This is a genomic window from Pseudomonas sp. TE3552 (assembly GCF_056278945.1).
Genome location: NZ_JBWBQJ010000001.1, coordinates 5,637,500 through 5,649,437, shown reverse-complemented (window position 1 = coordinate 5,649,437; position 11,938 = coordinate 5,637,500). Strand labels below are relative to the sequence as shown.

At 60.4% G+C, this 11,938-nt stretch carries 12 protein-coding genes and 1 pseudogene; 7 read left to right on the top strand and 6 right to left on the bottom strand.

Annotation, left to right across the window (positions count from 1 at the left end):
- Positions 1–2: 2 nt before the first annotated feature.
- Positions 3–1,397 (bottom strand): FAD-binding oxidoreductase, encoded by a 1,395-nt coding sequence (locus ACZ9BB_RS25550; RefSeq protein ID WP_476217296.1) that lies wholly within the window; start codon positions 1,395–1,397, stop codon positions 3–5.
- A 204-nt stretch (positions 1,398–1,601) separates the two neighbouring features.
- On the opposite strand from ACZ9BB_RS25550, the gene serA reads away from it, so the two are divergent.
- The gene (gene serA / locus ACZ9BB_RS25545; RefSeq protein ID WP_476217294.1) at positions 1,602–2,831 is read left to right on the top strand and encodes a phosphoglycerate dehydrogenase; all 1,230 of its coding nucleotides are present in this window, start codon (positions 1,602–1,604) and stop codon (positions 2,829–2,831) included.
- A gap of 62 nt (positions 2,832–2,893) precedes the next feature.
- Here serA and ACZ9BB_RS25540 read toward each other — a convergent pair whose 3' ends face one another.
- Entirely contained in the window at positions 2,894–3,265 is a 372-nt protein-coding gene (locus ACZ9BB_RS25540) for a DUF4399 domain-containing protein (protein WP_476218423.1), read from the bottom strand.
- Here ACZ9BB_RS25540 and ACZ9BB_RS25535 point away from each other — a divergent pair.
- Together ACZ9BB_RS25535 and ACZ9BB_RS25530 are read left to right on the top strand one after the other, a co-directional pair.
- Positions 3,216–3,359, top strand: a complete 144-nt coding sequence (locus ACZ9BB_RS25535) for a hypothetical protein (RefSeq protein WP_476218456.1) — start codon at positions 3,216–3,218, stop codon at positions 3,357–3,359. The genes ACZ9BB_RS25540 and ACZ9BB_RS25535 overlap by 50 nt on opposite strands.
- 96 nt (positions 3,360–3,455) lie before the next feature.
- Entirely contained in the window at positions 3,456–4,043 is a 588-nt protein-coding gene (locus tag ACZ9BB_RS25530; protein WP_476217292.1) for a transporter substrate-binding domain-containing protein, read from the top strand.
- Between the two features lie 32 nt (positions 4,044–4,075).
- Here the strand turns inward: ACZ9BB_RS25530 and ACZ9BB_RS25525 are convergent, their stop codons facing one another.
- Together ACZ9BB_RS25525 and ACZ9BB_RS25520 are read right to left on the bottom strand one after the other, a co-directional pair.
- Complete coding sequence (locus ACZ9BB_RS25525) at positions 4,076–4,561, bottom strand: 2-thiouracil desulfurase family protein (RefSeq protein WP_476217290.1); 486 nt, start codon at positions 4,559–4,561, stop codon at positions 4,076–4,078.
- Between the two features lie 2 nt (positions 4,562–4,563).
- On the bottom strand, positions 4,564–5,196 hold the full coding sequence (locus ACZ9BB_RS25520) for a 2OG-Fe(II) oxygenase (protein ID WP_476217288.1): 633 nt from the start codon (positions 5,194–5,196) through the stop codon (positions 4,564–4,566).
- Between the two features lie 133 nt (positions 5,197–5,329).
- Between ACZ9BB_RS25520 and ACZ9BB_RS25515 the strand changes: the two genes are divergently transcribed.
- On the top strand, positions 5,330–6,082 hold the full coding sequence (locus tag ACZ9BB_RS25515) for a DUF2059 domain-containing protein (RefSeq protein WP_476217286.1): 753 nt from the start codon (positions 5,330–5,332) through the stop codon (positions 6,080–6,082).
- Between the two features lie 59 nt (positions 6,083–6,141).
- Here the strand turns inward: ACZ9BB_RS25515 and bipL are convergent, their stop codons facing one another.
- Complete coding sequence (bipL, locus tag ACZ9BB_RS25510; RefSeq protein ID WP_476217284.1) at positions 6,142–7,089, bottom strand: phospholipase BipL; 948 nt, start codon at positions 7,087–7,089, stop codon at positions 6,142–6,144.
- Between the two features lie 97 nt (positions 7,090–7,186).
- Here bipL and ACZ9BB_RS25505 point away from each other — a divergent pair, with 97 nt between their 5' ends.
- Positions 7,187–7,765, top strand: a complete 579-nt coding sequence (locus tag ACZ9BB_RS25505) for a DUF6436 domain-containing protein (RefSeq protein ID WP_476217283.1) — start codon at positions 7,187–7,189, stop codon at positions 7,763–7,765.
- A gap of 103 nt (positions 7,766–7,868) precedes the next feature.
- Entirely contained in the window at positions 7,869–10,280 is a 2,412-nt protein-coding gene (locus tag ACZ9BB_RS25500; protein WP_476217282.1) for a penicillin acylase family protein, read from the top strand.
- A 35-nt stretch (positions 10,281–10,315) separates the two neighbouring features.
- Here ACZ9BB_RS25500 and ACZ9BB_RS25495 read toward each other — a convergent pair whose 3' ends face one another.
- Positions 10,316–11,281, bottom strand: coding sequence for a GlxA family transcriptional regulator (locus ACZ9BB_RS25495; protein ID WP_476217280.1), 966 nt, complete (start codon positions 11,279–11,281; stop codon positions 10,316–10,318).
- 353 nt (positions 11,282–11,634) lie between these two features.
- Between ACZ9BB_RS25495 and ACZ9BB_RS25490 the strand changes: the two are divergent.
- A pseudogene (locus tag ACZ9BB_RS25490) lies at positions 11,635–11,892 on the top strand (phosphohydrolase); the annotation flags it as partial.
- Positions 11,893–11,938: the final 46 nt, after the last annotated feature.

Here is an 11,938-nt window from a genome sequence, read left to right as displayed (position 1 = left end):
ATTCAAACAGCGAAAATCTTGCCCGGGTTCATGATGCCGTTCGGGTCGAACACCGCTTTGACCGCTTTCATGTACTCGATCTCAACCGGGGAACGACTATAGGTCAAGTAATCACGCTTGGTCATGCCCACGCCGTGTTCGGCGGAAATCGAACCGTTGTACTTCTCGACGGTTTCGAACACCCACTTGTTGACCGTCGCGCACTTGGCAAAGAACTCGTCCTTGCTCAGGTTATCCGGCTTGAGGATGTTCAGGTGCAGGTTGCCGTCGCCGATGTGACCGAACCAGACGATTTCGAAATCCGGGTAGTGTTCGCCGACGATCGCGTCGATTTCCTTCAGGAATGCCGGGACTTTCGACACAGTGACCGAAATGTCGTTTTTGTACGGCGTCCAGTGGGAGATGGTTTCGGAGATGTATTCGCGCAGTTTCCAGAGGTTCTGCAACTGGGTTTCGCTCTGGCTCATCACGCCGTCCAGCACCCAGCCCTGCTCGACGCAGTACTCAAAGGTTTCCAGGGCCTGGTTGGCCACTTCTTCAGTAGTCGCTTCGAATTCCAGCAGCGCATAGAACGGGCAATCGGATTCGAACGGTGCCGGCACATCGCCGCGTGCCATGACTTTGGCCAAGGCTTTATCGGAGAAGAACTCGAAGGCTGTCAGGTCAAGTTTGCTCTGGAACGCGTGCAGCACCGGCATGATCGAGTCGAAATCGGCGGTACCGAGGACCATCGCGGTGAGGTTTTTCGGCGCGCGGTCCAGGCGCATGGTGGCTTCGACCACAAAGCCCAGCGTGCCTTCGGCGCCGATGAACAGCTGACGCAGGTCGTAGCCAGTGGCGTTCTTGATCAGATCTTTGTTCAGCTCCAGCAAATCACCTTTGCCCGTGACGACTTTCATGCCGGCCACCCAGTTGCGGGTCATGCCGTAGCGAATCACCTTGATCCCGCCGGCATTGGTGCCGATATTGCCGCCAATCTGGCTGGAACCTGCCGACGCGAAGTCCACCGGGTAGTACAGACCGTGCTCTTCGGCCTTGTTCTGCAATTGCTCGGTGACCACGCCCGGCTGGCACACGGCCGTGCGGTCAGTCAGGTTCACGTCGAGGATCTGGTTCATGTAGTCGAAAGACACAACCACTTCGCCATTGGCCGCCACCGCCGCAGCAGAAAGTCCGGTACGACCGCCGGACGGCACCAGCGCCACCTTGTGCGCATTGGCCCAACGGACGATGGCCTGGACCTGCTCGATAGTTTTGGGGAACACAATGGCCGTCGGGGCCGGGGCGAAATGCTTGGTCCAATCCTTACCATAAGCATTCAGGGAGTCGGCGTCGGTCAGCACCTTGCCAGGCTCAACCAGGGTCTTCAGCTCTTCAATCAGGGCAGGATTGGTCATCGACAGAACTCTCGAACAATTCATGGTCATCCTGAAGACGCTTCACGTCGCAGGAATGAGTGTTTAGCGGGGCGCATATGCTAGCATATCGACCCCGCAGGATAGTGCCCAACGGCTGCCCTGCGGCGACGGCTTTCCTGCCGCTCGGGTCAGCGTCTGTTGACCATTTCCTGCCAATTTTCTCCGGGATACAGGTTTACGCAGATGAGCAAGACTTCTCTCGATAAGAGCAAGATCAAGTTCCTTCTTCTCGAAGGCGTCCACCAATCGGCTGTCGACGTCCTCAAGGCGGCGGGCTATACCAGCATCGAGTACCTCACAGGTTCTCTGCCGGAAGCCCAGCTCAAGGAAAAGATCGCTGATGCTCACTTCATCGGCATTCGCTCCCGCACTCAACTGACCGAAGAGATTTTCGATCACGCGAAGAAACTGGTCGCTGTCGGCTGTTTCTGCATCGGCACCAACCAGGTCGACCTGGACGCGGCTCGCGAACGCGGTATCGCGGTGTTCAACGCGCCGTACTCCAACACCCGCTCCGTTGCCGAGCTGGTGCTGGCCGAAGCAATCCTGTTGCTGCGCGGTATCCCTGAGAAGAACGCTTCCTGCCACCGTGGCGGCTGGATCAAAAGCGCCGCCAACTCCTTCGAAATCCGCGGCAAGAAGCTGGGTATCGTCGGTTACGGCTCGATCGGCACGCAATTGTCGGTCCTGGCCGAAGGCTTGGGCATGCAGGTGTACTTCTACGACACCGTGACCAAGCTGCCACTGGGTAACGCCACCCAGGTCGGCAACTTGCACGAGTTGCTGGCCATGTCCGACATCGTGACCCTGCACGTTCCGGAAACCGCTGCCACCCAATGGATGATCGGCGAGAAGGAAATCCGCGCCATCAAGAAGGGCGGCATTCTGATCAACGCCGCGCGCGGCACCGTGGTCGAGCTGGACCACCTGGCTGCCGCCATCAAGGACAAGCACCTGATCGGCGCGGCCATCGACGTTTTCCCGGTGGAGCCGCGCTCCAACGAAGAAGAGTTCGAAAGCCCGCTGCGTGGCCTGGACAACGTGATCCTGACCCCGCACATCGGTGGCTCCACCGCTGAAGCGCAAGCCAACATCGGTCTGGAAGTGGCGGAAAAACTGGTCAAGTACAGCGACAATGGTACTTCGGTGTCGTCCGTGAACTTCCCGGAAGTGGCACTGCCGGCTCACCCTGGCAAACACCGCCTGCTGCACATCCACGAGAACATCCCGGGTGTGATGAGCGAGATCAACAAGGTCTTCGCCGAAAACGGCATCAACATTTCCGGTCAGTTCCTGCAGACCAACGAGAAAGTCGGCTACGTAGTGATCGACGTAGACGCCGAATACTCGGAACTGGCGCAAGAGAAGCTGCAGCACGTCAACGGCACCATCCGTAGCCGCGTGTTGTTCTGATCGCTACTTGAGCGACAAAAAAGGGAGACCTCTGGTCTCCCTTTTTCATGCCTGTGGAAAAGTTATTTCACATTCACGGTGATTTTCTTCGAAACGATCGGCGGATCGAACGGCATGTGACCGCTGTCGCCCAGTTCGAGCTGCAAGGTGTGCTTGCCCGGTGTCAATTTGACTTCAGCCTGGGTCTGCGCCTTGCCAAAGTGCAAATGGTTGGCATCATTCGGAATCGGGGCGCCAGCGGCTGGCAGCTTATCGACATCGATCAGCAAATGGTGATGGCCGGTGTTCTTGGTGACATCGCCCGCCGGGGCCAGCGCAATGTTCTCGACAGCGAACTTGACGACGACAGTTTGCGGAACCGTGGCACCGTCCGCAGGAGAAACAATGGACACTTCTGCACCTTTGGGAGCCGGTGTAGCAGCAACTGCCAGCATCGAAGCACTCAACAACAGCCCAGCCAATGCTGCACGTGACATAAAGCTTTTCATTCTCTTCTCCAGTTTTTCCGTAAAATTCGCTCAGCCGTGAACAACTTAACGGCCATTCGTTGTCGAAGGCACTCAATAACCATAGCAAAGCGAGCCTGAACAGCGCGTCGCGATAAATGAATTCAAAGGAGTGACCATGCGCTTTTTGCCTGGCCTGATCTGCCTGCTACCCCTTTTGAGCCCTTTGGCTCATGCCGAACTGATTGACGATGTAAACGACCGCGGCGAATTGCGCATTGCCCTTGAGGCTAATACACCGCCCTTCAATTTCAAGGATGACGGCAAACTGACCGGGTTCGAGGTCGAGTTGGGTCAACTGCTGGCCGATGAACTGGATGTACGGGCCGACTTCGTTGTCACCGATTCCGACGATCTGTTGACCGGCGTCGAAAGCGGCAAATACGACGTCGCCATCAATCACGTAGCTCCGACTCCGGACCTGAAGGATCGTTTCGACTTCAGCGAACCTTACATTCACACCAATGCGCAATTGATCGCGCAGAAAGAAGAGCAACCGCGATCAATCCTGTTGGTGCAGTCGCTGACGGAGGAAAAGCCGAAAGCCGCCCCGGCTGTGAGCCTGGCCATTCCGTTTCAGAAGGGTAACCCGGCGTTTCATGTAAGCCTGGAAAACGCCTTGCAGCGAATCAAGGCGGATGGCCGGTTGGAGGCGCTGTCGCAGAAGTGGTTCGGGGCGGATACGGGTGTGTCGCCGAAACCCTGATTCAAGGTTGACGAATAACCCTGTGGTGACTGCTAGTCCTGCGTGGCCAGCGCCTGCACCGCTTCGGCCAATTCCAGCTCGCTGAAAACCTGCACGCCATGGCGTTTGAGCAGCGCGGCGGTCACGCCCTCACCGCTGACCTTCACGCCACTGAACGTCCCGTCATAGGTCAACAGGTTCCCGCAGGACGGGCTGTTGGCCTTGAGTACGGCAATCCGGATGCCGTGCTGGCGCACCAGTTCCAGCGCCTGACAGGCCCCGGAAAGAAACTCGGCACTGACGTCCTCGCCCTCGGTGGTGATGACCGATGCCAGGCCATCAAGTACTTCACCGCCCTGCCCGCCGGGAATCTCCGCCGCAGCCCTTGGTGTCGGCAACCCGCCAGCGACTTCCGGGCACAACGGCACCACCCGGCCTTCGGCGACCCATTGCTCCAACAGATCGAATGGCCCACTGGCCGCGCCGTCGTAACGCACGCGATGACCGAGCAAACAGCGGCTTACCAGAATCTTTTGCATGATCAGAATGGCTCGTTGCCACGACGGCGGAACCAGCCTGTCAACGACAGGCGCTCGCGGGTCGCGGGCAGGACTTCGTGGGGCACTTCACCCGACAGGAACACCACCAGGCATCCGCCGGTGGGCACCACATCGCGCTCGACGCTGTCATCCAGGTACATGCGCAACTGACCGCCATGTTCAGGCAGCCAGGCGTCATTGAGGTAGATCACCGCCGAAACCATGCGCCGATCGTCGTCACGAAAACGGTCGACATGCTTGAGGTAGAAAGCGCCGGGCGGGTACAGGGCGAAATGGCTTTCGAAATCTTCCAGGCCCAAAAACAAATCGCGATTCATCGCCTCACGCAGGCTGTCCATCAACCCCAGATAGCGGTCGCAGGCTTCGACCTGACCGGGTTCGAGCCACTGGATATGATCACCGCGAATGCCCTCGCGAATCTCCGAAAACGGCCCGCGCCCGACGGCGGCCGGGGCGAGTTCCCCCTCGGCGGCACGTTTACGGCACTCGGCCGCCAGCGCCCGGGTCAGGTCCAGGGGCAGGAAAATATTCTGCTGCGACCAGCCCTGAGTGGCCAGGTCGTCGACGATCCGTAACAGCAGCGGGTGATCAGAGGGTATGTGCATGGCGCGCATAGTATTCCTGTGCCCGCAAATCCGACAGAGCCACGCAGCGGAGGATTGGTCGGATAAGGTACTCAACCTGATACGAATTCTCGACAAGTACGAATGCCGCACGGAGAATAGTCGCCTGCTGACAGGAGCCCCTATGCGTCGCTTGCTTTTCTCACTGTTGATGTTCTGCGTTTTGCCCGCCTGGGCGGACGGCCACGACCAGTTGTACAAGGTCGCCGGTTGGCCAGAACAACGCGCGCATTTCAACGATGCTCTCTCCACCGCTCAGCAGCGCTATCAGAACAGCTTGCCGCCGGCAGTGTTCCAGGCCCTGGTCAACAACAGCAACCAGCGGTTCGCCCCCAAGGCCATGGATCAGCGCGCCGAAGCGCAACTGCGCAAGAAACTCGCCGATCCGAAACCTGCGCTGACCTTCTTTCAAACGCCCCTGGGCAAGAAAATCGTCGCCGCCGAACTGCTGGCGACCCGTCGCGATCAATTGGCGAAAAACGCCAAGGGCTTGCCGAAGATGCAGGCCAGCGATACCCGTCAGCTGATCATCGGCCACCTGGCCCAAGCCCTGCCCGCCCGCGAGGCCGGTGCGGAAGTCAGCCTGGCGATCGCAGGCGTAGCGGCCGACAGCTTGAGTTCGATGATCCCCGGCCTGCTCGGCGGCGGTCAGGCTCAAGGCATGTTGAACGGCCAGCGCCAGCGCCTGATGGAGCAGATTGGCGCCGACCTGAACAACACGTTGTTGTATGTCTATCGCGACCTGTCGGATGAAGAGCTGGAAGAGTTCGCCACGTTCGCCGAGTCCACTGAAGGCAAGGCTTATTATCAAGCCGCATTGGCGGCGATTCGGGCAGGGTTGGCGGTGGGGCAGAGTACGTCGAGCCTGGCTCAGTAATTTCCAGCGTCAGGTAGATCGCTATCGCGAGCCTGCTCGCGATGAGGCCCGAACGACCGCTAAAGATTCCGTCCCTTCATCCGCTTGGTCAAAAACCCGAAATACTCCTGCCGCAACTCCAGCGACTCATTCGCCAGATGATGCCGTGCCTCGGGCAGCATCAGCACCTGCGGCCGATCGAACTTGCGCCGCAACACTTCAAGGTTGTGCTGCCAATCCACGGTCATGTCTGCCTGCCCCTGCACAATCAGCGGGCGCCGTGGGCTACTCGGTGCCGCTTCGATACGCTTGATCCAGCGCCCCAGCGCACCGACCCAGGCCGTGGGCAGACGCAGCGGCTGTAGCGGATCGGCTTGCAGGAACGATAAGAAACCAGGGTCGTTGGAGTTCTCGCTGAAACGCCGGGCGATGCCTTTGACGAATGGCTTGAGCAGGTAATAACTGAGCTGCGACCAGCCCCAGGCTCGCGGCCGCACCAGTGGCGACAGCAGAATCACCTGCCCCTGGGCCGGACTGTTTGCGCCCTGATTGAGCACATGATCGATCACGATCGCCCCGCCGGTGCTTTGCCCGCACAAGTGCCAGGGCTGCGGAAGGCCCAGCGACTGCGCCTCGGTCAACAGCCCTTGCAGCGTGTTCTGGTACTCGGCGAAATCCTTGATGCTCGCCCGTTCGCCGCTGGACAGACCATGCCCCGGCAAGTCGCAGGCAATCACCGCAAACCCCTGATCCAATGCCCACTCGATTACATGCCGGTAGAGCCCGGTGTGATCGTAGAAGCCGTGAAACAAAAACAGCGTCGCCTTCGCCTGCTCGGGCCACCAGAGCTGGCTGACCACTTCATAGCCATCAACCTCGAAACGTCCCAGGCCTCTGAGCAAGGTTCGTTGCACAAAATCCAGCCCATAAAAACGTTGATAGGCCATGGCCTCCGTCGACAGCGGCTGCCACTCGGCCAATGGCCGCAGGCTGGCACGCAAATGATCGGGGTCGAAAGTGGCGGACATGGGCAATTCCAGAGCGCAAAACGGACTTTATGGGCCTGCGATATTCATCTGTCGCGGCAAGCATGGCAAGCTAGCCGGCCCTTGAGGATTGAAACCCATGCGTCCGGTCTATCGCACCACACTGCTTGCCAGCCTGCTCGCCCTTGTGTGTGCCGGCGTGCTGTGGGCCGCCTACGACTGGTTTCAGGGGCGCTACTTGCGATCCTTCAGCTCGCACACCGCCGTTTTCTCCGGCGACCCGTTGCGCCTGCCAGACGAACTCGCCGGCCCCGGCGCCATCCGCCTGGTGCACTTCTGGGACCCGGCCTGCCCATGCAATGTCGGTAACCAACAACACCTGGCCGAACTGGTTGAGCAGTATGTACCGCAGGGCGTGGAGTTTTATGCGGTACAAAAGCCCGGCAGCCATGGTCAGTTGCCCAGCACCTTGAGCCGCCTTAAAACCCTCGCGGTCCTGCCAGGCTCCGAACAGATTCCTGCCAGCCCGGCAGTGGCGATCTGGGACCGCAGCGGCAAGCTGGCGTATTTCGGTCCATACAGCGAAGGCCTGACCTGCAATTCGAGCAACAGTTTTATCGAGCCCATTCTGCAAGCGCTGAACGAAGGCCGGACGGTGAACGCCACCCACACGCTGGCGGTGGGTTGCTACTGCCCGTGGCCTGCGCAAGTGAAGTAAGGCATTCCTGACTTTTCCAGGACCGCGATGCCCGGCACGGAAGGTCTGTGCTACACGTCTGCAGCCCACACGGGCGGCAATCCCGAAAGAACAAGGAGTCACCATGAAACGCGTCCTGACCGTACTTGCCTTGTTGATCGTCGTGCTCGTCGCCGGGGGTGGCTGGTATGTGTACAGCAAGCAACCGACGCGCCAGGGCCAGGTAGAGTTGCAGCACCTGCAGGGGTCGGTGACCGTGCGCTACGACGAACGCGGCGTGCCGCATATCCGAGCCGACAACGAAACCGACCTCTACCGCGCCCTCGGCTACGTGCACGCCCAGGACCGGTTGTTCCAGATGGAAGCCATGCGGCGCCTGGCCCGTGGCGAACTGGCCGAAGTCCTCGGCCCGAAACTGGTCGACACCGACAAACTGTTTCGCAGCCTGCGCATCCGCGAGCGGGCCGAAAGCTATGTGGCCGCTCTGGATCGTCAGTCGCCAGCATGGAAGGCCCTACAGGCCTATCTGGACGGCATCAATCAATATCAGGACAGCCACGCGGCGCCGGCAGAGTTCGACGTGCTGGGCATCCCCAAGCGCCCTTTCACCGCCGAAGACAGCATCAGCATCGCTGGCTACATGGCCTACAGCTTTGCCGCGGCGTTTCGTACCGAACCCTTGCTGACTTATGTGCGTGACCAACTGGGCGTCGAGTACCTGAACATCTTCGATCTCGACTGGCAGCCCAAGGGCGTGCTGGCCAAAGGGCGCGCCAACCCTGCGCCGATCCTTACCGCCAATGACTGGAAGGGTCTGAATGCCCTCGCCCGTTTGAGTGAGCAGACCCTGGCCGACAATGGCCTGCCGCAATTCGAAGGCAGCAATGCCTGGGTGATTTCCGGCAGCCGCACCCAAAGCGGCAAGCCGCTGCTGGCCGGTGACCCGCACATTCGCTTCTCGGTGCCGTCAGTGTGGTACGAGGCGCATCTGTCGGCGCCGGGCTTCGAGCTTTATGGCTACCATCAGGCGCTGGTGCCGTTTGCGTTTCTGGGGCACAACCTGGACTTCGGCTGGAGCCTGACGATGTTCCAGAACGACGATCTGGACCTGATCGCCGAGAAGGTCAACCCGGACAACCCGAACCAGGTCTGGTATCGCGGCAAATGGGTGGACATGGTCAACAGCGAACAACAGATCGCTGTGAAAGGTCAGTCACCGGTGACATTGACCCTGCGCCAGTCGCCCCACGGCCCGATCGTCAACGATGCGCTCGGCACTGCCGCCGGCAAGACGCCGATCGCCATGTGGTGGGCCTTCCTCGAGACCCCGAATCCGATCCTCGACGGTTTCTACCAGCTCAACCGCGCCGATACCCTGGCCAAAGCCCACGCCGCGTCGGCCAAGGTTCAGGCGCCGGGGCTGAACATTGTCTACGCCAACGCCAAGGGCGACATCGGCTGGTGGGCCTCGGCGCTGCTGCCCAAGCGCCCGGCCGGGGTGAAGCCCGGTTTCATCCTCGACGGCAGCACTCCTCAGGCGGACAAGGAAGGTTTTTACCCGTTCAGCGCCAACCCACAGGAAGAGAACCCGGCGCGGGGCTATATCGTCTCGGCCAACTTCCAACCCGTGTCGCCGACCGGCATGGAGATTCCCGGTTATTACAACCTCGCCGATCGCGGTCAGCAGCTCAATCGTCAGCTCAGCGACAAGAACGTGAAGTGGGACAACGAGTCCAACCAGAAGCTGCAACTGGGCACCACCACCGAATACGGTCCACGTTTGCTGGCGCCGTTGCTACCGGTGCTGCGTGAAGGGGTGAGCGATCCCGCCGAGCTCAAACTGGTGGAGCAACTGGCGCAGTGGAGCGGCGATTACCCGCTGGACTCCATCAGCGCCACGCTGTTCAACCAGTTTCTGTTCAACCTTGCCGACGCAGCGATGCGCGATGAACTGGGCAATGACTTCTTCGAAACGCTGCTCCCGACCCGGGTGATCGATGCAGCACTGCCGCGTCTGGCGGCCTCCGCCGATTCACCGTGGTGGGACAACCGCAACACCCCCGGCAAGGAAACCCGCGCCGATACGGTCAAGGCGGCCTGGCAAGCGAGCATGGCTCACCTCAAGAGCACCCTTGGCGCCGATCCCGCGCAATGGCAATGGGGCAAGGCGCACACCCTGACCCATGGCCATCCGCTGGGGATGCAAAAACCGCTGGAGCGGATCTTCAACGTTGGCCCGTTCGCGGCACCCGGCACCCACGAAGTGCCGAACAACCTCTCGGCCAAGATCGGCCCGGCGCCGTGGCCGGTGACCTACGGCCCGTCGACGCGTCGACTGATCGACTTCGCCGACCCGGCCCACAGCCTGACCATCAACCCGGTCGGCCAGAGCGGCGTACCGTTCGACCGTCACTATGACGACCAGGCCGAGGCGTATATCGAAGGGGTTTATTACCAGGCGCATTTCAATGATGAAGAGGTGACGGCCAATACCCGCAGTACGTTGAAGCTGTTGCCGGCCAGGGCTGCTCATTAGTTTTGTGGTGTGACTGCGGGCAATGCAAATTACCGCTAAACCATCGCCGCAAAATTCAACCTGAACTGCTGCGGCGTAACCCCCAGCCTGCGGTTGAACACGCTGCGCATGTGCTGGGCATCACGAAAACCGCACTGGTACGCCACGGTTTTCAGCGGCGCACGGGTGCTTTCGAGCATCACCCGCGCCGCATCCACCCTCGCCCGCTCGACGAATTCCGCCGGGGTGATTTTCGCTTCCTTGGCGAACACCCGGGAAAAGTTGCGCGCGCTCATGTTGGCGGCATTGGCCAGGTCGGCGATGGTCAGGTCGCCAGTAAGGTTGGCCAGCACGTAGAGCTGGACCAGCGCCACCGCCGAAGTCGGTTCGGCATGGGGCACAAGGAACGGGCTGAACTGCGATTGCCCGCCCGAACGCTGCGTGAACACCACCAGCCGCTTGGCCACGCTGAGAGCCACGTCCGGTCCGTGATCCCGGGCCAGCAGATACAGCGACAGATCGATCCCCGCGGTAACCCCGGCCGAGGTGTAAAGCTCGCCGTCCTGCACGTACAAGCGATCAGCCTCGACCTGAGTCGACGGACACAAATCCGCCAATGCCGCGGCGTCGCCCCAATGAGTGGTGACTGTTCGCCCGTCGAGCAATCCGGCCCGAGCGAGCATGAAGGCGCCATTGCAGATCGAGCCAAACCGTTGCGCCAGCCCGCAGGCATCGCGCAGCCAAGCATCGAACGCCGCACCAAAATTGATGAACGGCAACTGCGGCCCACCCGCCACCAACAGCAAGTCATAAGCCTCTAGCGCTTCGCTGAAATGCCGGTGGGCATTGAGCAACAAACCGTTGGAACACGCCATTACCCCACGCTCGATACCGATCACCTCCAGCCGATAGTGATCCTCCGGGGCCAGGAAACGATTGGCTTCGGAAAACACATCCATGGAGCCGGTGACGTCCAGTGACTGGACGCCTGGGAACACTACGATGGCAACGGTTTTGTGCATGGCAGGAAGCCACCCTCAATTGATCAGGATTAACACTCACTTGTGGCGAGGGGGCTTGCCCCCGTTGGGCTGCGCAGCGGCCCCATTTCAGGTTCATGTACGGGGATGGGAGTGCTGCGCACTCCAACGGGGGCAAGCCCCCTCGCCACAGCAAGCCCCCTCGCCACAAAAGCGTAATTACCGCGTTGAACCCTAGCCAATCCAGGCACAACAAGCGAGGTTGGCGCGATATGCATGCTCATTGGCCGGGATCGCAGCCATGGATCGATTGTCCGGTTTCGGGTGCGCGAACAGACTGAGCCCATCAGCGCCGCCACGGCGTTCCCCATGAGGAAAGCACCATGAGCAGCATCATCGCCGGCGTCGAAATGGACGTGCTGGGCATCGACTATGCGGCGTTTTCCACCGTGCAGCGCGAAGCCGTGGTGCATGCGCATCCACGGGGTGAAGGGTTCAAGGAGTGCATCCTGTGTGCGTTCGCCAACGGCTTCAAGCACAAACCGGACAGCACGTTTGGCACCGTGAACGCGGATGTGCTGGTGGACAGCGAGCCGGGGTTCAAGGCGATGAACTTCGTCGAGATCATCCGCAAATCGCCTTGGATTTCCTAAAAACCTGTGGGAACGGGTTGGCCACACAACGGTGGTCAACCCAACA